At 60.6% G+C, this 23,146-nt stretch carries 24 protein-coding genes; 10 read left to right on the top strand and 14 right to left on the bottom strand.

The features are described from left to right. Positions 1 to 133: 133 nt before the first annotated feature. The 4 genes from ACI2KS_RS03530 to ACI2KS_RS03515 form a co-directional block, all read right to left on the bottom strand. Positions 134 to 952 (bottom strand): ABC transporter substrate-binding protein, encoded by an 819-nt coding sequence (locus ACI2KS_RS03530; RefSeq protein WP_404617208.1) that lies wholly within the window; start codon positions 950 to 952, stop codon positions 134 to 136. 74 nt (positions 953 to 1,026) lie between these two features. Continuing rightward, positions 1,027 to 2,091 carry an isopenicillin N synthase family dioxygenase gene (locus ACI2KS_RS03525; protein WP_404617206.1) on the bottom strand — a complete coding sequence of 355 codons (1,065 nt, stop codon included), beginning with the start codon at positions 2,089 to 2,091 and terminating at the stop codon, positions 1,027 to 1,029. A 13-nt stretch (positions 2,092 to 2,104) separates the two neighbouring features. Then, on the bottom strand, positions 2,105 to 2,956 hold the full coding sequence (locus ACI2KS_RS03520; RefSeq protein WP_404617204.1) for a sugar phosphate isomerase/epimerase family protein: 852 nt from the start codon (positions 2,954 to 2,956) through the stop codon (positions 2,105 to 2,107). Between the two features lie 393 nt (positions 2,957 to 3,349). Next, positions 3,350 to 4,297, bottom strand: a complete 948-nt coding sequence (locus ACI2KS_RS03515; RefSeq protein ID WP_404617202.1) for a LysR family transcriptional regulator — start codon at positions 4,295 to 4,297, stop codon at positions 3,350 to 3,352. Between the two features lie 268 nt (positions 4,298 to 4,565). On the opposite strand from ACI2KS_RS03515, the gene ACI2KS_RS03510 reads away from it, so the two are divergent. The 3 genes from ACI2KS_RS03510 to mmsB all read left to right on the top strand — a co-directional run bounded on the left by ACI2KS_RS03510 (position 4,566) and on the right by mmsB (position 8,605). Next, positions 4,566 to 5,912 (top strand): MFS transporter, encoded by a 1,347-nt coding sequence (locus tag ACI2KS_RS03510; RefSeq protein WP_404617200.1) that lies wholly within the window; start codon positions 4,566 to 4,568, stop codon positions 5,910 to 5,912. Positions 5,913 to 6,031: 119 nt separating this feature from the next. Continuing rightward, positions 6,032 to 7,558, top strand: a complete 1,527-nt coding sequence (locus ACI2KS_RS03505; protein WP_404617198.1) for a CoA-acylating methylmalonate-semialdehyde dehydrogenase — start codon at positions 6,032 to 6,034, stop codon at positions 7,556 to 7,558. Positions 7,559 to 7,717: 159 nt separating this feature from the next. Next, positions 7,718 to 8,605 (top strand): 3-hydroxyisobutyrate dehydrogenase, encoded by an 888-nt coding sequence (gene mmsB, locus ACI2KS_RS03500; protein WP_404617196.1) that lies wholly within the window; start codon positions 7,718 to 7,720, stop codon positions 8,603 to 8,605. A gap of 172 nt (positions 8,606 to 8,777) precedes the next feature. On the opposite strand, the gene argH is transcribed toward mmsB, so the two are convergent. From argH to ACI2KS_RS03480, 4 genes are all read right to left on the bottom strand, one after another. Further along, positions 8,778 to 10,211: an argininosuccinate lyase gene (argH, locus tag ACI2KS_RS03495; RefSeq protein WP_404617194.1), complete on the bottom strand. Its 1,434-nt coding sequence runs from the start codon at positions 10,209 to 10,211 to the stop codon at positions 8,778 to 8,780. Between the two features lie 255 nt (positions 10,212 to 10,466). Continuing rightward, positions 10,467 to 10,721 (bottom strand): glutaredoxin 3, encoded by a 255-nt coding sequence (gene grxC, locus ACI2KS_RS03490; RefSeq protein ID WP_404617192.1) that lies wholly within the window; start codon positions 10,719 to 10,721, stop codon positions 10,467 to 10,469. Positions 10,722 to 10,935: 214 nt separating this feature from the next. Further along, positions 10,936 to 11,256 (bottom strand): cupredoxin family copper-binding protein, encoded by a 321-nt coding sequence (locus ACI2KS_RS03485; protein ID WP_404617190.1) that lies wholly within the window; start codon positions 11,254 to 11,256, stop codon positions 10,936 to 10,938. Positions 11,257 to 11,321: 65 nt separating this feature from the next. Next, positions 11,322 to 12,293: a metallophosphoesterase family protein gene (locus tag ACI2KS_RS03480; RefSeq protein ID WP_404617188.1), complete on the bottom strand. Its 972-nt coding sequence runs from the start codon at positions 12,291 to 12,293 to the stop codon at positions 11,322 to 11,324. A 161-nt stretch (positions 12,294 to 12,454) separates the two neighbouring features. Between ACI2KS_RS03480 and ACI2KS_RS03475 the strand changes: the two genes are divergently transcribed. Next, the gene (locus ACI2KS_RS03475) at positions 12,455 to 12,967 is read left to right on the top strand and encodes a sigma-70 family RNA polymerase sigma factor (protein WP_404617275.1); all 513 of its coding nucleotides are present in this window, start codon (positions 12,455 to 12,457) and stop codon (positions 12,965 to 12,967) included. After that, the gene (locus ACI2KS_RS03470) at positions 12,960 to 13,706 is read left to right on the top strand and encodes an anti-sigma factor family protein (protein WP_404617186.1); all 747 of its coding nucleotides are present in this window, start codon (positions 12,960 to 12,962) and stop codon (positions 13,704 to 13,706) included. The genes ACI2KS_RS03475 and ACI2KS_RS03470 overlap by 8 nt, the downstream gene beginning before the upstream one ends. 87 nt (positions 13,707 to 13,793) lie before the next feature. Here ACI2KS_RS03470 and ACI2KS_RS03465 read toward each other — a convergent pair whose 3' ends face one another. Both ACI2KS_RS03465 and ACI2KS_RS03460 read right to left on the bottom strand, forming a co-directional pair. Continuing rightward, positions 13,794 to 14,138 carry a cupin domain-containing protein gene (locus tag ACI2KS_RS03465; RefSeq protein ID WP_404617184.1) on the bottom strand — a complete coding sequence of 115 codons (345 nt, stop codon included), beginning with the start codon at positions 14,136 to 14,138 and terminating at the stop codon, positions 13,794 to 13,796. 61 nt (positions 14,139 to 14,199) lie between these two features. Beyond that, the gene (locus tag ACI2KS_RS03460) at positions 14,200 to 15,138 is read right to left on the bottom strand and encodes a LysR substrate-binding domain-containing protein (RefSeq protein WP_404617182.1); all 939 of its coding nucleotides are present in this window, start codon (positions 15,136 to 15,138) and stop codon (positions 14,200 to 14,202) included. A gap of 232 nt (positions 15,139 to 15,370) precedes the next feature. On the opposite strand from ACI2KS_RS03460, the gene ACI2KS_RS03455 reads away from it, so the two are divergent. Next, the gene (locus ACI2KS_RS03455; RefSeq protein ID WP_404617180.1) at positions 15,371 to 16,135 is read left to right on the top strand and encodes a sulfite exporter TauE/SafE family protein; all 765 of its coding nucleotides are present in this window, start codon (positions 15,371 to 15,373) and stop codon (positions 16,133 to 16,135) included. 9 nt (positions 16,136 to 16,144) lie between these two features. Here the strand turns inward: ACI2KS_RS03455 and ACI2KS_RS03450 are convergent, their stop codons facing one another. Then, a complete protein-coding gene (locus tag ACI2KS_RS03450; protein ID WP_404617178.1) occupies positions 16,145 to 16,459 on the bottom strand; it encodes a putative quinol monooxygenase in 315 nt (104 codons plus the stop codon). A 217-nt stretch (positions 16,460 to 16,676) separates the two neighbouring features. Between ACI2KS_RS03450 and ACI2KS_RS03445 the strand changes: the two genes are divergently transcribed. After that, on the top strand, positions 16,677 to 17,261 hold the full coding sequence (locus tag ACI2KS_RS03445) for an NAD(P)H-dependent oxidoreductase (RefSeq protein ID WP_404617176.1): 585 nt from the start codon (positions 16,677 to 16,679) through the stop codon (positions 17,259 to 17,261). A 55-nt stretch (positions 17,262 to 17,316) separates the two neighbouring features. On the opposite strand, the gene ACI2KS_RS03440 is transcribed toward ACI2KS_RS03445, so the two are convergent. After that, positions 17,317 to 17,961, bottom strand: a complete 645-nt coding sequence (locus ACI2KS_RS03440) for a glutathione S-transferase (RefSeq protein ID WP_404617174.1) — start codon at positions 17,959 to 17,961, stop codon at positions 17,317 to 17,319. Between the two features lie 207 nt (positions 17,962 to 18,168). Between ACI2KS_RS03440 and ACI2KS_RS03435 the strand changes: the two genes are divergently transcribed. Further along, positions 18,169 to 18,732, top strand: a complete 564-nt coding sequence (locus ACI2KS_RS03435; RefSeq protein ID WP_404617172.1) for a TetR/AcrR family transcriptional regulator — start codon at positions 18,169 to 18,171, stop codon at positions 18,730 to 18,732. Positions 18,733 to 18,811: 79 nt separating this feature from the next. Next, positions 18,812 to 19,708 (top strand): LysR substrate-binding domain-containing protein, encoded by an 897-nt coding sequence (locus tag ACI2KS_RS03430; protein WP_404617170.1) that lies wholly within the window; start codon positions 18,812 to 18,814, stop codon positions 19,706 to 19,708. Between the two features lie 135 nt (positions 19,709 to 19,843). On the opposite strand, the gene ACI2KS_RS03425 is transcribed toward ACI2KS_RS03430, so the two are convergent. Continuing rightward, a complete protein-coding gene (locus ACI2KS_RS03425; protein ID WP_404617168.1) occupies positions 19,844 to 20,722 on the bottom strand; it encodes a LysR family transcriptional regulator in 879 nt (292 codons plus the stop codon). Positions 20,723 to 20,888: 166 nt separating this feature from the next. On the opposite strand from ACI2KS_RS03425, the gene ACI2KS_RS03420 reads away from it, so the two are divergent. Further along, positions 20,889 to 21,785 (top strand): DMT family transporter, encoded by an 897-nt coding sequence (locus ACI2KS_RS03420; protein WP_404617273.1) that lies wholly within the window; start codon positions 20,889 to 20,891, stop codon positions 21,783 to 21,785. An 11-nt stretch (positions 21,786 to 21,796) separates the two neighbouring features. On the opposite strand, the gene ACI2KS_RS03415 is transcribed toward ACI2KS_RS03420, so the two are convergent. After that, positions 21,797 to 23,071 (bottom strand): zinc-dependent metalloprotease family protein, encoded by a 1,275-nt coding sequence (locus ACI2KS_RS03415; protein WP_404617166.1) that lies wholly within the window; start codon positions 23,069 to 23,071, stop codon positions 21,797 to 21,799. Positions 23,072 to 23,146: the final 75 nt, after the last annotated feature.

Below are 23,146 nucleotides of genomic sequence, written 5' to 3'. Positions count from 1 at the left end.
AATCCCCTGTCAAACAAATTACCTGTAGGAACGCCACCCCGGTCACTCCTACAGGGGTAAAGCATCAATCGACCTGTAGCAGTCCGGCAAACGGAGCGCCGCCCGGCCGAGCTACTACAGGGCTGTCACTGAATCAGTTAGTTGGCTCTTCCAGGTTGTACTTCTTCAGCAACGCTGCGTACTCGCCGGACTTCTTGGTTTCGTCGAACGCCTTGAGCAAGGCCTGATACAGCTCGTCGTTGCCCTTTTTCACATAGATGCCCAGCGTCTGCTGGTAGATCGAATGCTCGGTACTGACCACCACACGGCCTTTGGTGCGTTCGGCGATCATGCCGGCGGCGCCGTCGATTTCAACCTGGGCCTGAACGTTGCCGGACAGCAGCGCCTGAGTCACTTCCGGCGCAGACGGGAACTCGCTGACGGCAATGGCGCCCTTGTTGTTGGGCACGCAGTAATCGGCTGACAACTTGTTGAACTGAGCGACCCAGGTCGTGCCTTTTTCCAGGCCGACTTTCAGGCCGCAGAGGTCTTCCGGCACCTTGGGTTTGATGGTGCTGTCTTTGAGAACCATGATCGCCGCGCCAGTCTTGGCGTAGGCGATGGTCTGGGCCTGGGTCTGACGTTCAGGGGTGATGTACATGCCCGAGATGATAGCGTCGTAGTGACCGGCATTGAGGCTCAGGATCAGGCTGGAGAACTTGGTGTCGACGAAGTCCGCCTTCAGGTCCATGTGCTTGGCCAGCAGGCGCGACAGGTCCGGGTCGGAACCGACGACGTTTTTCTTCTCGTCATAGGATTCGAACGGTGGATAAGTGATCTCCATGCCGACCTTGAACTGCCCGGGTGTCACGGTGGTGTCGGCCTGAGCCAGGGTCGCCTGCAACAGAGAGCCGCCGAGCACGGCGGTGGCAAGAACGGTCAAGCGAACAGCAGTGTTCAAAGTGTTGCGCATCGTCGGTGACTCCACGGAAGGTAAGTAAGGCACGGTGTGTTCTGGATTCATGGGGCTTGTGGGGTCGCGTCGCATCAGGACGCGTCCTGTGCCTGATTCTTCAAATGGCCAAAGCTCGATGGCTTGCGGGCTTTTTCGTACAGCTTGAGCTCGCCGTTCTCGACCTTGCGCCGCAAGTACTGATAGGTCTGCAGGGCCTGGCCGAACATGTGTTCGCCAATGGTGATTTCTTCGTATTCCTTGCTTCCCATATCGAATTGGGGAAGCGGCTTGATCTGGGTATGGAAGTCACAGGCGAAAAACAGCGGAAACGAGTAACGCTCCTCGCTGACGGTGCGTACCCGATGAGCCGTAGCAACGAACGTACCAGCGGTCATGACTTCCAGCATGTCGCCAATGTTGACCACAAAAGCCCCGTCCACGGGCGGCGCGTCAATCCACTGGCCCAGATCGTTCATCACCTCAAGGCCGGGTTTGTCCGCCAGCAGCATGGTGAAGCACTCGTAATCGGTATGCGCACCAATACCGGGCGCGTCCTGTGCCGCGTCGTCGAACGGATAATGGATCAAGCGAAGTTTGGAGGGCGGGCGCGTGACCATCGCCTCGAAATAGCCCTCTTCCAGGCCCAATGCCAGTGCGAACCCGTCGAACAGCCGACGGCCCAAGGCAAACACGGCGGCGTAATAGGCTTCCACGGCGGGGCGGAAACCTGGCAGGTCCGGCCATTCGTTGGCGCCGATCAGCGGCGTCTTGGCGATGACCAGCGGGTCTTCATCGCCGACTTCAAAACCGATATCGAACGCTTCCTTGTGATCTGGCTTGCCCTTGGCGTACACCTCTTCGCCTTCCGGCACGAAGCCCTTGTGGCTGCGCGAAGTGCCGATGTAGTGCTGCATCTTGTAGTCCAGAGACTGAGCAAACAGATCCTTGGCGGCCTGACGCAAGCCGTCGATCAGTCCTTGTTCGATGCCGTGGTTTTTGACGTACAGGAAGCCGACTTCCCGCGCCGCCTTGCCCAGCTCGTCGGCTACCGCCTGACGCTGGAGGATGTCGGCGCTGAACAGACCGGCGATGTCGACCACCGGAATGCTGTTGAAATTGGCGACCTTCGGGGCCGCCGCTTGAGACTGATCAGGCATGGCGAAACGCTCCTTATCGACTTGTTTTATGGGTGAAGCGCTGGAAGTGTTCACGTTCGGTCTTGCCCATCCACACGTTCAGCGACCACAGATCGGCCACCGGCACATTGGTGAAGGGTAGGTGATGCAGGTAACCGTCGGCGCCGAATTCGGGGGTCAGGGTGCTGACCTGATAACCACGCGCCTGCTGGGACGTCCAGACGGCCTCCCAATGCTGCTGATGGAAGGCCAGCTCACTGGCACGCTCAGGCGCGGCGGGGTGCGGGACTTGCGGGCCCTGGTCATAACCGACACGGGCCTGAATGTGATGGACGCGCTCGACGAACGCGCTGAGGTCGTCCTCGGGATCGTTGAGCAGGCGCTCACAGGTGACGATCCAGTGGCTGATGTCGCTGGTGAAACGCAGATCCGGCAGCTGACGAATCAGCTCCAGGGTCACCCATGGATTGAACAGCGAACGGGCGCGGTGGGTTTCGAAGGTGACCATCTGCCCATGCTTGCGCGCCAGCTCCAGCGCCTGGCCGAAGAACTCCACCTGCTGCGGCAGTTGCCAGCGGTCATTGCCTGCAAGCACGTTGACGAAGCGCGGGTTCAGTTCGGTGGACCAGGCGAGTTTGTTTTCCAGATCGATCAGGTGCTCGGCAGTCGTCGCCGATTGTTCAGGCAGCACGTCATATGCCGTGAAGACAGTTGCGATGTAAGGCAGGTGGTTGGCGCGCAGGAAGGCGCCCAATTCAGCACGCTCGACGGGCGTGAGCGGCAGGCGCGCTTCCATGCCGTCGAAACCGGCTTGCAGCAACTCATCGAGTGCCTGAGCCCTGGGGGCGGTGTAGCCCCACATCGTGCGGAAGATTTCCAGTTTCATCGAACGTCCTCAAAGATTGCGTCTGGCGACTGACAGGGTGACCTTGGGCATAGCTCCGCCACGGCGCGGGCCGAACGGGGGTACAACGGCAGTCACATCTGAAAAAGGCAATCTTCGGGCCGTGTCTCTAGTGGACGGGCTCCTTTATTGGGGCCGATCTTAGGTTCGGCCGATGAACGGAAAGAATAGGAAAGCTCAAATGCATAGTTCAGAGATTTCTAAACTATGGTGGCGAGGTGCGATGTAGACACGAATCTTGCAAATCACCCTGTGTGTGGGGGTGAGCTCGCTCGCGATTGCAGGGTGTGTGTCCCAGGGTGTTGGCCTTGGGCTTGACCCATCGCGAGCAAGCTCGCTCCTACAGTGGCCAAGCGTGTGGCAGGGGCAGGCGCGTCAATCCACAAACCCCATCTCACGGGTCTGCCCCAGCAAAAACGCCTGGTTGGCCTCGGTGGTGGTGCGGATGTAATCCCACAACAAGGTAATGCGCTTGAGCTTGCGCAAGTCTTCGCGGCAGTACATCCAGAATTGCCGGGTGATGTTGATCTGCGCTTCGAGTACCGGCAGCAATCTTGAGTCCTGCGCCGCCAGAAAACACGGGAGGATCGCCAGCGCCCGGCCCTGCAGGGCTGCGACGTACTGGGCAATGACGCTGGTGCTGCGCAGATTGGCATGGGCGCCGGGCAGCAGATTGCTCAGATACAGCAGCTGCGAACTGAATGCCAGGTCGTCGACGTAGCTGACGAAGCGATGCTCGGCCAGATCCTCCACCCGCTTGATCGGCGGGTGACTCTCCAGGTACGCCTGGGTCGCATACAGCCGCAGGTTGTAATCGCACAGCTTGCAGCAGACGTACGGACCGTGTTCGGGCCGCTCCAGGGCAATGACGATATCGGCCTCGCGCTTGGACAGGCTGATGAAGTGTGGCAGCGGCAGGATATCCACCGAGATCGCCGGATAAACGTCGGTGAAGTGGCTCAACTGCGGGGTAATGAAGAAGCTGCCAAAGCCTTCGGTGCAGCCCATGCGCACGTGCCCCGACAGTGCAACCCCGGAGCCTGAGACCTGTTCGCAGGCAATGTGCAGGGTGCTTTCGATGGACTCGGCCGAGCCCAGTAACCGCTGGCCCTCGGCAGTCAGGATAAAGCCGTTGTTGCGAGACTTTTCGAACAGCAACGTGCCAAGCGATGCCTCCAGCGAGTTGATCCGCCGCGACACGGTGGTGTAATCCACCGCCAGCCGCTTGGCCGCCGTGCTGGCCTTGCGGGTACGCGCCACTTCGAGAAAAAACTTCAGGTCATCCCAGTTCAATGCGCTCAGGGAGGTGATGTTTTTTTGCATGTTGAACCTGCTTTTATGTGCGTTCTTATTAGAAGTTTGCACATCTATACTCCGAAGCACGGGGCAAACCAACGTATTACGGTTCCGTGTTATCACCTGTGTAGAAGCGAGCTTGCTCGCGATAGGGGTCTGTCAGTTGCCGATGAGTGTAGCGACCGCCATCGCGAGCAAGCTCACTCCTACAGGGAAAGTGCCAGCTGAGATACCCGAAAACCGCACCACCTACATGCCATAACACCCTGCACAAAAATAATAAGCGGAGGAGTTTATGAAGAACGCTATAACGGCGAATCCCGGGGTGCCTGATCCCGGTATCGCAGACGCCAGCACGACACCAAAGAAGGCCAGATCCTACCGGCTTGCCGGCGCGGCGAGCATGGCCGGCACGACCATCGAGTGGTACGACTTTTTTCTCTACGGCACCGCTGCCGCGCTGATCTTCAACAAAATCTTCTTTCCTGCGCTGGACCCGATCATTGGCGTGCTGGCGGCGTTCGCCACCTACGCGGTGGGGTTTCTCGGACGGCCGCTGGGCGGAATCCTGTTTGGTCACTTCGGCGACAAAATCGGACGCAAGTCGATGCTGTTGTTCACCCTGATGCTGATGGGGATTCCGACCATCATCATCGGTCTGATTCCGACTTATGAGCAGATCGGCTACTGGGCGGCCGTGCTGCTGGTCGCCATGCGTTTTCTGCAAGGCATGGCCGTCGGTGGTGAATGGGGCGGCGCGGTGTTGATGGCCGTCGAGCATGCACCCGAAGGGCGCAAAGGGTTCTACGGCAGCCTACCGCAAACCGGTGTCGGCGCAGGTCTGGTGCTGGCATCGCTGGCGATGGGGCTGGTGTCGAAACTGCCGGAAGCCGACATGCTCAGCTGGGGCTGGCGCCTGCCGTTTCTGGCAAGCGTCGTGCTGCTCGGCGTGGGGTGGCTGATCCGCCTCAAGGTGCCCGAATCGCCTGACTTCGAGAAGCTGAAACGGGACAACATCGCGGTCAAGGTTCCGCTGTTCAAAGTGTTCCGCGAACACCCGCGAGAAACCCTGACCATCATCGGCGCCCGCACGGCCGAGAACGCCTGGTTCTACATGTCGGTGACCTTTGCGCTGGCCTATGCGGCCAACCAGTTGCAGATCCCTCGTGCCGATATTTTGAGCGCCATTACCGCTGGCGCCGCGCTGTCGCTGATCACCATGCCGTTGTGTGGGCATCTGTCCGACAAGGTGGGTCAGAAGCGCCTGTACTTCGCCGGTCTGTTGCTGCTCTGCGCCTTCGTTTATCCCTTCTTCGCCATGCTCGGCAGCCGTGAACCGCAACTGGTCTGGTGGGCGATGGTGCTGGCGGTGGGCGTGGTGTTCCCGATTCTCTACGCGCCGGAATCGCTGCTGTTTGCCCGGCAGTTTCCCGCCGAGATTCGCTACAGCGGCATCTCGGTATCAGTGCAGCTGGCCGGTGTCCTGGGTGGCGGCTTCGCACCGATGATCGCCACGCAGCTGCTGGCCATGGGCGGCGGCAATCCGCATTACGTGATCGTGTATTTGATCGGCCTGGCACTGGTGGCGCTGGTCTGCACGGCGCTGATGAAGCGCGACCCGCCACGTTACAAAGCCCCCTAGCAGCCTGGCGTGGCAGCGGTGGCGATCTTTCGGCCCGCCATCGCCAGCCAGCCGGACAACTACACAAGAGCATCATCGGTGCTGCCCAAATGGCGCCGCTTCGAATGGAGAACATCGAGATGAACGTTTCACTGAATCAGAACGACACCACAGTGGCCAGCGTAAAACTGCTGATCAACGGCCAATGGGTGCAATCGCAGACCCGCGAATGGCTGGACGTGGTCAACCCGGCGACCCAGCAAGTGCTGGCCAGGGTACCGATGGCCACCACCGACGAGGTCGACGCCGCCGTCGCCGCCGCGCAAGAAGCTTTCAAGACCTGGCGCTACACCCCGATTGGTGCACGCATGCGCATCATGCTCAAGCTGCAGGCATTGATTCGCGAGCATTCCAGACGCATCGCCGAGGTCCTCAGCGCCGAACAGGGCAAGACCATCGCCGATGCAGAGGGCGATATTTTCCGCGGTCTGGAGGTGGTCGAGCATGCCTGCTCCATCGGCACGCTGCAGATGGGCGAGTTCGCCGAAAACGTGGCGGGCGGGGTCGACACCTACACCCTGCGCCAGCCGATCGGTGTCTGCGCCGGCATCACTCCGTTCAACTTCCCGGCAATGATTCCGCTGTGGATGTTCCCGATGGCCATCGCCTGCGGCAACACCTTCGTGCTCAAACCCTCCGAGCAGGACCCGATGTCGACCATGCTGCTGGTCGAGCTGGCCGTGGAAGCGGGCGTCCCGGCGGGCGTGCTCAACGTGGTGCACGGCGGCAAACAGGTGGTGGACGCCATCTGCACGCACAAGGACATCAAGGCCGTGTCCTTCGTCGGCTCGACCGCTGTTGGCACCCATGTTTACGACTTGGCGGGCAAACACGGCAAACGCGTGCAGTCGATGATGGGCGCTAAAAATCATGCGGTCGTGTTGGCCGACGCCAACCGCGAGCAGACCCTCAACGCCTTGGTCGGCGCCGGTTTCGGTGCCGCCGGGCAGCGTTGCATGGCCACCTCGGTGGTGGTGCTGGTGGGCGCGTCGAAGCAGTGGATACCCGATCTGAAGGCGCTGGCGCAAAAGCTTACGGTCAATGCCGGCAACGAACCGGGTACCGACGTCGGGCCGGTCATCTCACGGCGCGCTAAACAGCGGATTCTCGACCTCATCGAAAGCGGCGTGAAGGAAGGCGCCACTCTTGAGCTGGACGGGCGCGGGATCACGGTCGCAGGTTATGAAGACGGCAACTTCGTCGGTCCGACCCTGTTCACCGGCGTGACCACGCAGATGCAGATCTACACTCAGGAAATCTTCGGCCCGGTGCTGGTGGTGCTGGAAGTCGACACGCTGGACCAGGCCATCGAACTGGTCAATGCTAACCCGTTCGGCAACGGCGTGGGCCTGTTTACCCAGAGTGGTGCGGCGGCGCGCAAGTTTCAGAATGAAATCGACATCGGTCAGGTCGGCATCAACATTCCGATTCCGGTGCCGGTCCCGTTTTTCAGTTTCACCGGTTCGCGCGGCTCCAAGCTGGGCGACCTGGGTCCATACGGCAAACAGGTGGTGCAGTTCTACACTCAGACCAAGACCGTCACCAGCCGCTGGTTCGACGACGACAGCGTGAATGACGGCGTGAACACAACGATCAATCTGCGTTGATCGATGCCGCAACGACGTAAACCTGTAGGAGTGAGCGTGCTCGCGATTGCGATAGCCCTGTCATCACACCGGTGACTGACACAATCGATCGCGAGCACGCTCACTCCTACAGGTGATCGGTGTCGGTTGCACCACTGAATCTGAACAGGGAGAACAACAATGAAAATCGCATTCATCGGTCTGGGCAACATGGGCGCGCCGATGGCACGCAATCTGATTCGGGCCGGGCACCAGTTGCACCTGTTCGACCTCAACACTCAGGTGCTGGCCGAACTCGCCGAGCTGGGCAGTCGCATCAGCGAATCACCCAAACATGCGGTGCAGGGCGCAGAACTGGTGATCACCATGTTGCCTGCCGCAGCCCACGTTCGCGCGGTGTACCTGAATGACGACGGCGTCTTGGCGGGTATTGCCCCGGGTGTACCAGCGGTCGATTGCAGCACCATCGATCCGCAGACCATTCGCGACGTGGCGGCGGCAGCTGAAAAACAAGGGGTCATGCTGGGGGATGCGCCGGTGTCCGGTGGTACCGGTGGCGCTCAGGCCGGCACGCTGACGTTCATGGTTGGCGCCAGCCTTGAGCACTTCACCGTGCTCAAGCCGATCCTGGCGCAGATGGGCCGCAACATCGTCCACTGCGGCGACGTCGGCACCGGGCAGATTGCCAAGATCTGCAACAACATGCTGCTGGGGATTTCCATGATCGGCGTTGCCGAGGCCATGGCACTGGGCGACAAGCTGGGAATCGACACGGCGATTCTGGCCAACATCATCAACAGTTCGACCGGGCGCTGCTGGAGCTCGGAGATGTATAACCCCTGGCCTGGCATCGTCGAAACCGCCCCGGCGTCGCGAGGCTACAGCGGTGGGTTTGGTGCCGAGCTGATGCTCAAGGATCTGGGGCTGGCCACCGAGGCCGCCAGAGTCGCTCATCAACCGGTGATTCTCGGGGCCGTGGCGCAGCAGCTGTACCAGGCGATGAGCCTGCGCGGCGATGGCGGCAAGGATTTCTCGGCGGTGGTCGAGGGTTATCGGAAGAAGGAGTGAGCGGGGCATGTGCTTGGTCCGACACTTACTTACGGACCATGCACAAAACCTGTGGGAGTGAGCTTGCTCGCGAAGACTGACTTTGAGCCGCTGAAAATGCGGCGAATGTACAGGCCCCCTCGCGAGCAAGCTCACTCCCACAGAGAGCCGTGTCAGGCAGACATCTCTGGGGTCAACCTTGAGCCCTCGGCCCGCTGTAATCCTTGGCCCATTTTTCCTGAGCCAGCAAGTGCTGCTTGAACCGCTCGATCTGCTCGGCCACCCGTACCGGCGACGTCCCGCCCCAACCGCTGCGCGCTGCAAGCGCTGCATCCAGCGTCAGGCTCTGCAGCACCTCAGCTGTCAGCCGGACATCGGTCTGGGCCAGCATTTCCGGGGTCAGCTCTTGCAGCCCGATGTCCTGCGTTTCGCAGAGCTGCACCAGTTGCCCGGTGATCTCGTGAGCTTCCTTGAACGGCACGCCACGCACTGCCAGCCAGTCGGCAACTTCTGTGGCCAGGGTGAAACCCAGTGGCGCCTGACGCAGCAGTTCCTCGGTACGCACAGTCATCGTCCGAACCATACCAGCGAACGCTGGCAGCACCAGATTCAGCGTGTCGACTGCATCGAACACAGCGTGTTTGTCTTCGCTCAGGTCGCGGTTATACGACAGCGGTTGCGCCTTGAGTACCGACAGGATCGCCGTCAGCGAGCCGATCAGGCGACCCGATTTGCCTCGTGCCAGCTCCGCGATATCAGGGTTCTTCTTTTGCGGCATGATCGAGCTGCCGGTGGCGTAGGCATCATCCAGTTCGACCCAGCGAAATTGCCGCGATGTCCACAGGCAGAACTCTTCGGCCATGCGGGAGATGTTGATGCCCAGCATGCTGGCGCAAAACAGGAATTCGGCGACGTGATCGCGACTGGCTACGGCGTCGATGGAGTTCTCGCAGGGGCCGGCGTAGCCCAGTTCAGCGGCCGAGCTTTGCAGGTCGCGGGCGATGGCCGAACCTGCCATGGCAGCGGCGCCCAATGGCGACAGGTTGAAGCGTCGATCCCAGTCTTGCAGCCGCTGGATGTCACGATGAATGGCCTGCGCATGCGCCATCAGGTGGTGGGCGAAGACAATCGGCTGGGCTTGTTGCAGATGGGTGAAGCCCGGCGCGACGGTGTTGATGTGTTGCTCGGCCTGACCGACCAGTGCGTGCTGCAGTTGCAGAATCGACAGGGTCAGCAGACGAATCTGGTCACGCAGAAACAGGCGCATGTCGTTGGCCGTCTGGTCGTTGCGCGAGCGACCGGCGCGCAGCTTGCCGCCGAGCGTGCCGAGGCGTTCGGTGAGCAAACGTTCGATGAAGGTGTGTACATCCTCGTCGGCGGGGATGGGCTGGACCTTGCCAGCGGCGAAGTCCTGATCAATCGACTGCAGCGCAACGATGATGCGCTGTGTCTCGTCGGCATCCAGCAGGCCGGCGCGCTCAAGCTCATGAGCATGGGCCTTGCAGCCTGCAACATCGTAGGGCGTCATGCGGAAGTACACGCTGGGCGAGCGTGAAAGGTCGGCCATGGCCTGGGCCGGAGCGGATTTGAACCGCGCGCCCCACAGGCGCTCCGTAGCATCAGACATAAACATTTCCCCTCAGATACGTTGATGGCTGGCGAACCAGGCGTCGTTGACGTCGGGGGATGCTAGGAAAAACCGCCGGCAGGGGAAACGTTTCAAATGGCAAGTGGACTTGGCAGAAATGGAAACCTGCCGTACAGGTCCTGCTGAACGTCGCCGCTGTATGTAGCAGTACGGCTTGTCGGCGGCAGCGATTTCAAGGACGCCACCGCCGACAAGCCGTACTGCTACACAGAGTTATTGCGCAGACCGCGGTGTTCAGGCGTTCAACAGTCCATTGAGCTCACCCTTGCGCTCGAGCAGCGCCATGTCGTCGAAGCCACCGACGTGATGCTCACCGATGAAAATCTGCGGCACGCTGCGACGACCGCTGCGCTGCATCATGATGTTGCGTTGCTCCATCGAGGTCTGGACATTGATCTCGGTGTAACTCACACCCTTGGTCTTGAGCAGGTTCTTGGCGGCCACGCAGTACGGGCAGATAGTGGTGGTGTAGATCGTGACTTCAGACATGACAATGAACTCCGTAGTCGGCCCTTGGAATGCGGCCCGGGATGGATTTCCAATGGCCGGATGTCCAGTCCGACCATTATGACGGGCTTCATCTTATAGACATTTGCCGGAATTTCAGCGTCAACAACGGCTATGAAGGCGATAGAGCCTGATTATCAAAACAGCCGCCAATGCGACCGTCGCCGACCGGCTGCTGAATGTTGGCAGACCTGGATCAAAGCTGAGCGCTGACCACGATCTTGCCGATCATCTGCGGGTGCAACGCGCAGAAATACTCGAACGTACCGGGGTTATCGAAGCGGTAGCTGAAGCTGTCGTTGGTGTCCAGCGCGGCCGAATGAAACGCCTTGTGGGTCTCCATTACCGTGTGCGGGATCTGGTCATCGTTGACCCAGGTGACGTTGGTGCCCGGGGGGATGTTCAGATCCACAGGCGCGAACATGAACTCTTTGATATCGATGCGCACGTCCTGGGCGAAGGTTGGCAGAGCGACCATCAGGGTGCCGAGAAGGGCAAATTGCAGCTGCTTTTTCATGACCCAATGTCCTCACGGTTGATTCGTCGACGGCTACGGACGGCTTTGTTTCAGGTTCGCTGGCGCTATGCCAACGTCGAATCAATCAGCGCCAATGGGTGATCACCCTGGGTCGCCTTGACGTCGGTGATGCCCAGGTAATTGCGCAGCTGATCGGCGGGGACGGTCAGCGGCCCGGGGGCGGGCGCGGCGCCGGGCGCGGGCTGTGGATAAGCAGTGCCACGGGCGGTGTGGAAGGTGATGTTGCCTTCGACCTTCTGGATCACCTGATGAATGTGCCCATTGAGAACCGTGACCGAGCCGTATCTGCGCAACATGGCAATTGCCTGGTCGCCGTCCTCGGTGCCCCAGCCCCAAGGCTGGTAGAGCGTCCACAGGGGAATATGGGTGAACACCACCACCGGCGTGCTGGTGGATACTGCGCGCAGGTCATCGGCCAGCCAGGCCAGCTGATCGGCGCCCAGCGTCGCCTCGTGCCCGGCCTGGAAATTGAACACGTTGACCAGCGCGACGAAGTGCACGCCGTGGTCGTCGAAGCTGTACCAGCCGTTGCCTTTGCTACCTTTGCCGTAACGCTCCAGGTACAGCTTGCCGCCGCCCTCGTCGAGCGTGTCGTGCTCGCCGGGCACGTAATGCACGGTGGCGGGCAGGCCCTTGAGCAGCTGCGCGGCGGTGTCGAACTCTGCGGCCCGGGACAGGTGCGTGATATCGCCGGTGTGCAGGATCAGCGAGGGCCGCTGGGGCAAGGCGATCACCTTGTCGATCGCCTCCTGCAAGGTCTTGACCGGCTCGGGGTTGGCTTCCTTGTTGAAGCCGATGTGTGAATCACTGATCTGCACGAACTGAAAGCTGCTGTTGAGCGCCGCCGGGTCCGTTGGCTGGCCGTTGCTGTCGAGCGCGAAGGCGCGCGGAATGCCGCCGGCCAAGGCCCAGAGGACGCCGGCGCCGGCCCAGGCCGAACACTTGAGCAGGGTCCTGCGTTGCGGGTCCAGAGGCCCGTCGGTGCGCTTTTCGAATGTGTCGCGATGGCGGTTCATGGCGATGGCCTCGGTGGCGGCTCACGGTTTGAGCAGACATCCTTTACAACCGGGCGAGATGCGCTTTTATTCCGGATGAAAAAATAAGTTTTTATTTGCGGCTTTACGGGAATAAAACCCGGCGCATCGCGGTTATAGGGGGATCAGTGACCGGAGCCGACATGAAGCGATTTGAGGAATTGTTCGCGCCGCACATGGATGCCGCCTACAACCTCGCGCGCTGGCTCACGGGCGACGAGAGCGCCGCGCAGGATGTGGTGCAGGCCAGTGCATTCAGGGCGTTTCGCTTCGTTCACCGCTTCGTCGACGGCAATCCCAAAGCCTGGTTTCTGACCATCGTGCGCCACGAAAGCTATGGCTGGCTGAAGGCGGCTGGCGGCGGTCGCTGGGTGGCGCTGGGAGATGAAATTGCCGAAGACGACCTGGCGCTAAGTCACGCACAAACCCCGGAGCTTCTGGCCATGCATGCCGAGGATGCCCGGCTCATTCAACAGGCGTTGCAGGCGCTCGCCCCGGCCTTTCGCGAGGTGATCGTGCTCAAGGAACTCGAAGACATGTCCTACAAGGACATCGCGCGGGTGGTGGATATTCCGCTGGGCACCGTGATGTCGCGGCTGGCCCGGGCGCGCGCGATGCTCAGGCTCGAACTGCTGAAGTTGCACGCCCATGACTGACCTGAACTGCGCCACCTGCCGCACCACCCTGCACGGTTATCTGGACAACGAACTGGACCCGGCCGCCGCGCAGGCGATGGCGGCGCATCTGCACGGCTGTGCCGACTGCCGACAGTCCTACGAGCAGGCCCGGCTGCTGGTCGACAGCGTCAAACGCCGAGCCCCTTATTACGCCGCACCCGATCTGCTGCTGCGCAGTATCTTCGCAGCCCCACCGGAGCGGCAAAAAACATGGGCCTCGATCCTGCGCAACTGGCTGGCGCCGGCGTTTTCCAGCGCCGCACTGGCATTGGCGGCAGTGCTGTACATCGCCACACCTTCCGGCGAGCAGCCGTGGATGGAGGAGGCGGTGTCCAGCCATGTGCGCTCATTGATGGCCGGGCATTTGAACGATGTGGTGTCGTCGGACCGGCACACGGTCAAGCCCTGGTTCACCGGTAAACTGGATTTTGCCCCACCGGTGTATGACTTGACTGAACAGGGTTATCCACTGCTGGGCGGACGGCTGGACTATCTGCAGCATCAGCCGGCGGCAGCGTTGTCCTACGGCCGGGCGAAGCACCTGATCAATCTGTTCATCGTGCCTGCGACAGGCGGCGAAAAACCCCGTGAGGACCTTTCGCTGCGTGGCTATAACGTCGTTGCCTGGCAGCACGATCACATGCGCTTCATCGCCGTGTCGGATCTGGAAAGGGGGGAGCTTGAGGCGTTCAGCAAGTTGGTGGCTGATCACCTGTAGCAGTCCGGCTTGCCGGCGGTGGCGATTTCACCACCGCGACCGTCGGCACGCCATGCTGCTACCCAGGGTTGTGCGCCGAATCGGGCATCAGGCGAACACGAAATACTTGCGCACGGTCTCGACCACCTCCCATGTGCCTTTCATGCCCGGCTCGACGATGAACTTGTCGCCGGCTTTGAGGTGAATCGGCGCCTGACCCTCAGGGGTGATGATGCAGTAGCCTTCCTGGAAGTCGCAGTATTCCCACTTCACGTATTCAACCAGCCATTTGCCGGGGGTGCAGATCCAGGTGCCCATGATCTTGCTGCCGTCTTCGCTGGTGTAGGCGTTGAGGTTGACGGTGTGCGGGTCGCCGCCGATGCGCTCCCATTTGCAGGCGTCAACGACGGGCAGTGGCGTGGTGTCGCGAAGAACGGTGATCGGATTGCTCATGACTGCTCCAGAGAAGGTGGCGAATGTTGCGCTCGCCCACCTTAGGGGCCTCTGGGGCAGGTCAGTTGTCTGTGCTCGACATCGGGGTGTCCAGAAACGCAGTCTGCGCGCCCAGGCTGCGCAGCAGGGCCTGGGCGTACTGAGGCAGCGCGGCAAAGTCCGGCGCGCACAGCAGCAGTTGGCGATCGGCCCAGGGGTCGCTGAGCGGCACACTTTTGAGTTGTGCCGCCTGCTGGAAACGCTCCACCGCCGCCTGCGGCACGACACCCAGCCCTGCGCCGCGCAGCACCATGCGCATGACCCCATCGAAGCTTTCGGCACGCACGCGGGTTTTCAACCTGCGACCCAGATGCAGCGCCTGTTCTTCCAGATAGATGGCCATGGCGCTGTTGGCGCCAAGGCCGACGAACTCGTATTGCAGGGTCTGGCTGAAGCGCAGGCTCGCCAACTCAGTGCGCGGCAACCCGGCCAAGGGATGATCGGCGGGCATGATCAGGGTCAGGGGATCGGCACAAAACGCCAGGGTTTGCAGGTCGCTGGCGTCGACGGCGTTGGAGATGATGCCGATGTCGGCTGTGCCATGCCGCACGGCATGAAGGATGCGCAGGCTGGGATGTTCTTCCAGATTGATGTCGATGTTGGGATGGCTGGCGAGAAACTCGGCCAGCCGTTCTGGCAGGTGTTCACTGAGCGCCGAGGTGTTGCATAACAGGCGAATCTGCCCTTTGAAGCCTTGGGCGTAATCGGTGAGGTCGACCTGCAGGCGCTCGACCTGCTGCAGGATCAGTCGCGCATGTTGGCTCAGCGCCTTGCCCGCCGCAGTGGGGGTGACCCCGCGTCGGCCGCGTTCGAGCAGGGCGATGCCCAGTGAAGATTCCAGCCCGCGAATACGGGCGCTGGCCGACGCCAGGGACAGGTGACTATGCGCGGCGCCTGCGGTGATATTGCCGGCTTCGGTCACGTTGAGGAAAAGCTTCAGGTCGATCAGGTCGAAGTGCATTGGGCCTGCTCTTTCCGGACGCCGCCGGGGATTGCGGCTGGGCATTGAACCCCTGTAGGCGTGAGCTTGCTCGCGAATGCGTTGTCTCAGTCGTCATCATCGGGGCTGAAAAAATGGCGTCGCGAGCAAGCTCTCCCCTGCGGATACCTGCCGTTCAGGCTCTGTCCTGAGCGAAGGCTGGCTCAATATATCGCAGATTTGCAAATGCACTCAGCAGGCCCAGGATAGGCCCATGAATACCTTCCTTTCGCTGTATCAAACCATGGGCTGGAACCTGTCGCTGCTTGTGCTCGCGGCCTTTGTGCTGGCAGGCACGGTCAAGGGCGTGATCGGCATGGGGTTACCCACCGTCGCCATGGGCTTGCTCGGTGTGGCTATGTTACCCACTCAGGCTGCTGCGCTGTTGTTGATCCCTTCGACCATTACCAACCTCTGGCAACTGGCGGCGGGCGGCCATCTGCGCAGTTCGCTCAAACGCCTCTGGCCGCTGCTCGGCATGATCATCGTCGGCACCGGTCTGGGTTCTTATGGATTGGGTATGGGCGGCGCGCACAGCATGGGACGGGCATTGGGTGGCGCGCTGTTTGTCTATGCGCTGTGTGGGCTGTTCCTACCGACCCTCAAGGTGCCCCCTGCGGCAGAACCCTGGCTGGGTCCGCTGTGTGGCTTGATGACCGGACTGGTGACCTCGGCGACGGGCGTGTTCGTGATTCCGGCGGTGCCGTATATCCAGGGCCTTGGCCTGGACCGCAATCAGCTGGTGCAGGCGCTGGGGTTGTCGTTCACCGTGTCCACCCTGGCGCTGGGCGCCGGGCTTTTCTGGAATGACGCCCTGGGCGGTGCGCAAATGAGCGCTTCAGTGTTGGCGGTGATTCCGGCGCTGCTGGGCATGATGCTCGGCCAGTGGCTGCGTCAGCGCATCAGCGCCGTGGTGTTCAAGCGGGTGTTCTTTATCGGTATGGCGCTGCTGGGCCTGCACCTGCTGATCAGTGGATGACGCGACCGATCAGCGTACGGCTGACGACGGGCTGATCATTTCGACCCGACGAATATCGAAATCGCGCTGCAGGTACTCCATGCGTTGTTCAAAGAAGCTCGCCATGTGCGGCAGCGCCGAATGCACATCGAGGTGCGCCTTCGACTGCCAGATCTCGTAGAAGATGAACAGTGTCGGATCCTCCCGATCGCGCAGCATGTGGTATTCGATGCAGCCGTCTTCACTGCGGCTGGCGGCGACATAGCTGCTGAACAGCGCTTCGAATTCTGCCGCTTTTTCGGGCCTGGTCCGGGCATGAAGAATGAAACCGTGCATATCGCTCATGAATGCCTCCTGAAATGAAAGTGGAGAAATTCTAAGTCAACAATCTCGCCTCCATTCGTGCGTCTAAGACAAATGTTTTTTGTTCGCTGTCTGCTTATTCATTGCCCGCCAAATCGTTATCCTGCCGTCCATTCCAGTTTCCAACCCTTGCGGTTATTGAAGCTCGACTGCGGCCCCGATACATGCGGCCAAAGCTTGAGCAACGACGAGGTTTCACATGAAAAAAGTACTGTTCATAAACGGCGGCAAACAATTCGCTCATTCCGAGGGCCGTTACAACGCGACCCTGCACGAGGCGGCACTAGGGTTCATGGACCGCGCAGGGTGTGATGTGAAGCAGACGTTCATCGACGGTGGCTACGATGTCGCTGAAGAAGCGCAGAAGTTTCTCTGGGCGGACGTGATCGTCTGGCAGATGCCGGGCTGGTGGATGGGCGCGCCATGGACCGTGAAGAAGTACATCGACGAAGTCTTCACCGAAGGCTATGGCAGCCTGTATGCCAACGACGGTCGTACCCGTTCCGACAGCTCGCAGAAGTACGGCAGCGGTGGCCTTTTGCAAGGCAAGCAATACATGATTTCCGCCACCTGGAACGCGCCGCAGCAGGCGTTTGACGATCCCACCGACTTCTTCGAAGCCAAGGGCGTGGACGCCGTTTACTTTCCGTTCCACAAGGCTAACCAGTTCCTGGGCATGACCGGCCTGCCGACCTTCCTGGCGGTGGACGTGATGAAAGTGCCGAACATTGAAGCTGACGTGAAGCGTTACCAGGCGCATCTGGCGTCGGTGTTCGGCGTCTGAGACGGTTGCCGGAAATAACCCGCGCAGCCTGATCGGGGGGCGCGGGCAGGGTGTGTCAGGCGGGGTTTTTCACACTGGGTCGCTCTTGCACCTTGGCTTGCCAGGCCAGCAGCGCGGTGCATGCTTGCGGGATGGCAAGGCTGGCGAAACCGGCGAAGACCAGGCCGGCGTACACCGTGATATCAGCCATGGAGAACTGCTCGCCGGCCACATACGGCTGGCTGCGCAGCACCTGATCGAAATACTTCATGCCTGCCACCGCCTTGTCGCGCTGGCGGTTGCCCCATTCAATGCGACCTTCCCATTCCGGGCTCTTGTACGGTTGCAAGCCAGCGCCAAGTCCCGGTGTGGAGTGGTGGAAGTAGATCCCGACCGGGTCGGCCAGCTCCGACTCCGCGCGTTTTTGCATCATGTGGATGATGGCCTTTTCTTTCAGCGTCGTGCCGGTGAGCGTCGGGTTGCCATCCAGATTGTCCAGGTAATCAGTGATCACCGTGCACTCGGAAATGTAGGTGCCGTCATCGAGCTGCAGTACCGGCACGGTGCCGGTGGGATTGATCGCCAGGAACGCCGGCTGTTTGTGTTCAGCGCCGGGCAAATCGATTTTGATGAACTCGATCCTGGACGCCAGGCTTTTCTCGGCCAGCACGATGCGAATCCGTAGAGGGTTGGGGAAACCGGGAATATCAAAAATTTTCATGCGTGCTCCATAGCTGTCTATCTATCGGTAGGTATACAATGCGCGCAGAATATTTCGACTGTCAATGCCTATCTACCGATAGGTAAAATTAAGTGCCGAATGATCTTCTGGAGCATTCCGGCTTGCCGGCGCTGGCAATTTCCAAGACGCTACCGCCGGCAAGCCGGATTGCTATAGATGGACCCCATTGGCTGGAGAGATGAACAGATGACCACCGACACCCGGGAGACCATCATGGCGGTCGCCCGAAAAATGGTGCAGACCCGCGGCTACAACGGCTTGAGCTTTCGTGAGCTGGCCAAGGAAGTCGGCATCAAGAGCGCCAGCATTCACTACCATTTCCCGACCAAGGGTGATCTTGGCAGCGCGCTGGCGCGACGCTATACCGAGGACGGTCTGGCCTACCTGAGCGGCTTGCGCGCCGACTCGGATGATCCGCAGCGTTGGATCAAGGGCTACACCGAGATCTTCCGCATGGCGCTGCTCAATGACAATCGCATGTGCCTGTGCGGCATCATGGCTGCTGAATACGACGACCTGCCGCCAGAGGTTCGCGTGGAAGTCGATGCGTTTACCGACGTCAATGTGCAGTGGCTGAGCGAGGTGTTATCGACCTGCCGGCCTGAGCTTGGTGCCGATCAGAGCCAGCAGCAGGCGCTGGCGATTTATGCGGCAGTCGAAGGTGCGCAGCTGGTGGCGCGGGGTCGAGGCGATCTCGGCGTGTTCGACGCCACCATCGAGGCGTATCGAGTGGCGGGGCTATTACCTTGAGGACACTGCCCTGATGACGCGTGCTGGCTTTTGCTCGAAACAGGGCTAATATCCAGTCTGTTTTGAATGGGGGACAACAGTGAAAGCCAGATCCGATGAGTTGCAGGTGTTCGTTTCGGTGATTGAAAGCGGCTCGATCTCGGCCGCCGCCGAGCAGGTGGGGCAAACCCCGTCGGCCATCAGTCGGACCCTGTCACGGCTGGAAGCCAAGCTCGACACTACCCTGATCAACCGCACCACCCGGCGCATGGACCTGACCGAGGAGGGCAAGTTTTTCCTCGAACGGGCCAAGCAGATTCTCGGCCAGATGGAGGAACTGGAAGAGCGCATGTCGCTGCGTCAGCAGACGCCGTCCGGGCGCTTGCGGATCAACGCCGCGTCACCCTTCATGCTGCATTCCATCGTGCCCTACGTCGCCGAATTTCGGGCGACGTATCCAGACATTCAGCTCGAACTCAACAGCAACGACCTGATCATTGACCTGCTGGAGCAGAGCACCGACGTGGCGATCCGCATCGGCGCCCTGGCCGATTCGACCCTGCATGCTCGCTCGCTGGGCACCAGCCCGCTGAATATTCTGGCGAGCCCCGAGTACCTGAAAAAACACGGCACACCCAAGACCGTCGATGCGCTCGGCGGACACTCGTTGCTGGGGTTTACCCAGACCGAAACCCTCAATCACTGGCCGCTGCGGCACGCCGATGGCGACCGCCTGTTCATCCAGCCGACGGTTTCCGCCTCCAGCGGCGAGACCCTGCGCCAGCTGGCATTGGCGGGGGAGGGCATCGTCTGCCTGTCGCACTTCATGACCCATGAGGATATCCGCTCGGGGCGCTTGAAAGTCATCCTGCCCGAGGCCAACAGCGGCTATCGCCAGCCGATTCACGCGGTGTACTACCGCAACTCGCAACTGGCCCTGCGCATTCAGTGTTTTCTGGATTTCATCCAGCAGAAGCTGGCGAACTATGCGGCTTGAGGGTCGTGACGATTAATCCCTGACAGCACATGTCTTGTTGAATCAGGGCCGGTTTGTCTGTGGCAGTCCGGCTTGCCGGCGGCAGTGACCAGAAAGACGCCGCCGCCTGCAAACCGTGCTGCTACAGAACCTTGATCATGCTCTGCCAGCCCCACTGAACTCCGCTTTCAACATCTCCACGAATGCCTCGCGTGCCGGGTGGTATTCGGCGTTTTCGTGCCAGTAGAACAGGTTGTCGATGGAGGTCAGTTCCGGGAACTCATAACCGACCCAGCCCGAACCCTTGTGATACTGCTCGAACACCCCCTTGGGCACCAGTGCAACGCCGGCGCCGGCACTGACACAACCGACGATGGTGCCGTAGCTGGCGATGCTGATGATCGGCTGAGTCTGGCCGTTGTTCAGCAGCCAGCGTTCCAGGGCGGCGCGATACGGGCAGCCTTCGGGCCACATGAAAATCGACTTGCCTTGCAGATCGGCAGCGCTGCGGATCGGCCCCAGGGACTCGGCGGCGATCAGCACTAGATCTTCTCGATACATGGAGGTGCGTTTGAGGCGCGGGCGTTTGACGTCGATGGCAACAATTGCCCCATCGAGCTTGTGGTTCAGCGTCGCGTCGAGCAGCTGCGGACCGGTGCCGGTGGTCAGTTCCAGCGAAACATCCGGATAGCGCGCATGAAAGCGCGCAAGCAGCCTGGGCAAGCGCGAGGTTGCCGAGGATTCGATGGCGCCGATGCGCAACGGCCCGGATGGCGTGGCGTCGGGATGCACCGCGCGCTTGGCTTCCTCGGCCAGACTGAGCATGCGCCCGGCGTAGGTCAGAAAAATCTCCCCGGCCGGGCTGATACGCAAACCTCGTCCGATACGGAAAAACAGCTCGGTGCCCAGCTCCGCTTCCAGCGCCTTGATCCGAGCGGTGACGTTCGACGGCACGCAATGCAGCACCTCGGCGGCACGCGCGATACTGCCGGTGTCTGCCACGGCCTTGAACATGCGAATCTGAGCCAGTTCCATACATCACCAAAAGTGAATGGTTAAGTCATTATTGTTCGGTTGTGGTGAGCATAGGTTGTTTCGATACTGTCCGCCAAGTACAGGCGTCGGGCCTGTCGGCAGGAGTGTGGAAATGAGTGTTGCGAACCCGTCGACGCCGGCCATGGCCGTTGCGCAGCCCGCGAATATGCGCTGGCAAGGGCTGAAAGTCGCACTGGCGACCTTGTTCGTGGTGGCCTGCTGGGGCTTTTCTCCGACCGGGATTCGCATCGGTCTGCAAGGCTACGATCCGACCCATCTGGCGCTGCTGCGCTTCATCATTGCCTCGCTGTTCATGGCCTTGATCGCCTCGTCGATGCGCATTGCTCTGCCCCGGCTCAAGGACTTGCCACTGCTGGCCGTGCTGGGGTTCTTCGCGGTCAGCCTGCACCACATCGCGCTGAATTTCGGCCAGGCTGGCGTCAGCGCCGGAGCGTCCAGTGTGCTGATTCAATCGATGCCATTGTTCACTGCACTGCTGGCGCATTTTGTGTTCAAGGAGCGGGTCAGTGGCTGGCGCTGGACCTGCGTGGCATGGGGGCTGATTGGCGTCGCAATCGTGATCACCGGGGATCGCGGTTTCGGTCACATCGACGTGCGCGGTTTGCTGGTGTTGCTGGCGGCGTTTTCCTGGAGTGTGTATTTCTCCCTGCAAAAGCGCTACAGCCACCGTTACGACGGACTGACCATGGTCTGCTACACCATCTGGGCCGGGACGTTCTTTCTGTTGATCTACCTGCCTGGGCTGATGGGCGAAATCCTCAACGCACCGCTGCGGGTCAATATCGCCGTGGCCGTGCTGGGATTTTTTCCCAGTGCGCTGGCCTATCTGGCCTGGGCCTACGTGCTCAAACACATGGACGTCAGTCGCGCCTCCATGAGCTTGTACCTGACGCCGCCCATGGCCATCGCTATTGCCTCGGTGTTGCTCGGTGAGATGCCGTCACCGATGGTGATCGCAGGTTCCCTGGTGGTACTGAGCAGCGTGCTGGCGCTGAATCTGCGGCGTGAGCGGACCGGCATCAATGCGTTGAAGAGCGCCTGAAACGTGATGCGTCACCTGTAGCCGGAAATGGCCTCTTTGGTGGTTTCCAGTACCCGATGGTTGTCAGCCGATTCGGCATCACCGAGAGGAGCGCCCTCGTATCGAATGTCGGGATTGGACCAGATGTTGAGACGCTGGGACGTCGGCGGGTTGGGTTGAGTCCCCATGACCGTGTGCCAGGTATGGCCGCCTGCGGTGAAACGATAACCGTGAGCAAAGGGATAGGGCGTCAGGGAAGGATCACTGTCGAACTCGTGGCGCGCGAACTGCAGATGCCCTATCTCGTGACCGAAGGTGAAGTTGGCGATGCATTCATGGTTGACCATGGCGAACGCCGTGTCGGCAGTCGAGCCGTACTGGAGCGCTTGACCGCAGGATTGTGAATCGTCCCCGGCAGGCGCGGAGCGATAGATGTAGATGACTACGTCAGCGCGAACCTGATCACGAACGCTGAGCGAGTCGTCCATGAAGCCATCGTTCGGCGTCCGCAAGCGGATCAGATCCAGACCGGGGAATGCGGCATTGGGAACATAGTCAGTCACCTGATAAGACACAAGGCGCAAGGTCATGTCGATATTGCTGTTGATATAACTCTGATTGGCCAAGGCCACGGCCAGTTGCATCAGCGCCAGCATGTCGCCCTGATAGTCGGTGACGGTCTGTTGGGGCACCACGGTCATGACGTCCAGGGTGACAGGGGCAGCAGACCGGTTGGAAGCACTATGCGCAGGCGCAGGATTAAGGGTGCGCTTGGGCAACTCAACGTTGTCTGTTTCCGGTGGCATTTTCGTGCCGTCGAGCACTATTACTACGTGCCGGTGACTCCCCACCGGGCGCAGTTGGTACAGCTGCCCGCCCTGACGAATGGTGCCGGTGACGGTTTGTCCGGACTTCACCAGGGTGATGAAATTCAGCGGGTCCTGCCACTGCGCGATTTCAGGGACGACACTGGCATGAGGCTCGAGGTTGCCATACCAGACGATGCTTTGCGTTCCATCAGGGTTGAGGACCTGCTCACTGCGCACTTTTCTGGCGGTGATCGAATGGTCGATCAAGGTGAACTCAAGGGTTTTCTGATCCAGCGTTACAGCCCTGGGATCGATATCGACCTCCTGCACTTCAAGCGTTGCCGCAAACTCGCGGATTCTGCCGACGGCGGCAGTAAATGCGGCATCAGGCTCCGTCGTCTCAGGGGTCGTCTGGATAAATGACGGGCCTTTGAACGTCAAATAGAGCAGTGCCATGGCAATCGAAACGACGGCCATCAATGCAGAAATCACTTTCATGGGATTGCTCCTTGCAGTCACGCGCGCAGCCTTGCGCTGTCACTACCTTAACAATCGCGACTTCAGTTCATCCTA

This window comes from Pseudomonas sp. NPDC087358, assembly GCF_044900785.1.
In the GTDB taxonomy this organism is placed as follows: Bacteria; Pseudomonadota; Gammaproteobacteria; order Pseudomonadales; family Pseudomonadaceae; genus Aquipseudomonas.
Note: the sequence above shows the minus strand (reverse complement) of the source record. Positions and strands in the feature narration are given on the sequence as shown.

Coding starts and splice junctions, on each gene's coding strand:
- ACI2KS_RS03465 (WP_404617184.1), bottom strand. CDS start 14,138: ATGAGCAATCCGATCACCGTTCTTCGCGACACCACGCCACTGCCCGTC.
- ACI2KS_RS03470 (WP_404617186.1), top strand. CDS start 12,960: ATGACTGACCTGAACTGCGCCACCTGCCGCACCACCCTGCACGGTTAT.
- ACI2KS_RS03525 (WP_404617206.1), bottom strand. CDS start 2,091: ATGCCTGATCAGTCTCAAGCGGCGGCCCCGAAGGTCGCCAATTTCAAC.
- ACI2KS_RS03435 (WP_404617172.1), top strand. CDS start 18,169: ATGACCACCGACACCCGGGAGACCATCATGGCGGTCGCCCGAAAAATG.
- ACI2KS_RS03445 (WP_404617176.1), top strand. CDS start 16,677: ATGAAAAAAGTACTGTTCATAAACGGCGGCAAACAATTCGCTCATTCC.
- ACI2KS_RS03475 (WP_404617275.1), top strand. CDS start 12,455: ATGAAGCGATTTGAGGAATTGTTCGCGCCGCACATGGATGCCGCCTAC.
- ACI2KS_RS03530 (WP_404617208.1), bottom strand. CDS start 952: ATGCGCAACACTTTGAACACTGCTGTTCGCTTGACCGTTCTTGCCACC.
- mmsB (WP_404617196.1), top strand. CDS start 7,718: ATGAAAATCGCATTCATCGGTCTGGGCAACATGGGCGCGCCGATGGCA.
- ACI2KS_RS03460 (WP_404617182.1), bottom strand. CDS start 15,138: ATGCACTTCGACCTGATCGACCTGAAGCTTTTCCTCAACGTGACCGAA.
- argH (WP_404617194.1), bottom strand. CDS start 10,211: ATGTCTGATGCTACGGAGCGCCTGTGGGGCGCGCGGTTCAAATCCGCT.
- ACI2KS_RS03520 (WP_404617204.1), bottom strand. CDS start 2,956: ATGAAACTGGAAATCTTCCGCACGATGTGGGGCTACACCGCCCCCAGG.
- ACI2KS_RS03485 (WP_404617190.1), bottom strand. CDS start 11,256: ATGAAAAAGCAGCTGCAATTTGCCCTTCTCGGCACCCTGATGGTCGCT.
- ACI2KS_RS03440 (WP_404617174.1), bottom strand. CDS start 17,961: ATGAAAATTTTTGATATTCCCGGTTTCCCCAACCCTCTACGGATTCGC.
- ACI2KS_RS03415 (WP_404617166.1), bottom strand. CDS start 23,071: ATGAAAGTGATTTCTGCATTGATGGCCGTCGTTTCGATTGCCATGGCA.
- ACI2KS_RS03505 (WP_404617198.1), top strand. CDS start 6,032: ATGAACGTTTCACTGAATCAGAACGACACCACAGTGGCCAGCGTAAAA.
- grxC (WP_404617192.1), bottom strand. CDS start 10,721: ATGTCTGAAGTCACGATCTACACCACCACTATCTGCCCGTACTGCGTG.
- ACI2KS_RS03455 (WP_404617180.1), top strand. CDS start 15,371: ATGAATACCTTCCTTTCGCTGTATCAAACCATGGGCTGGAACCTGTCG.
- ACI2KS_RS03515 (WP_404617202.1), bottom strand. CDS start 4,297: ATGCAAAAAAACATCACCTCCCTGAGCGCATTGAACTGGGATGACCTG.
- ACI2KS_RS03450 (WP_404617178.1), bottom strand. CDS start 16,459: ATGAGCGATATGCACGGTTTCATTCTTCATGCCCGGACCAGGCCCGAA.
- ACI2KS_RS03480 (WP_404617188.1), bottom strand. CDS start 12,293: ATGAACCGCCATCGCGACACATTCGAAAAGCGCACCGACGGGCCTCTG.
- ACI2KS_RS03510 (WP_404617200.1), top strand. CDS start 4,566: ATGAAGAACGCTATAACGGCGAATCCCGGGGTGCCTGATCCCGGTATC.
- ACI2KS_RS03420 (WP_404617273.1), top strand. CDS start 20,889: ATGCGCTGGCAAGGGCTGAAAGTCGCACTGGCGACCTTGTTCGTGGTG.
- ACI2KS_RS03425 (WP_404617168.1), bottom strand. CDS start 20,722: ATGGAACTGGCTCAGATTCGCATGTTCAAGGCCGTGGCAGACACCGGC.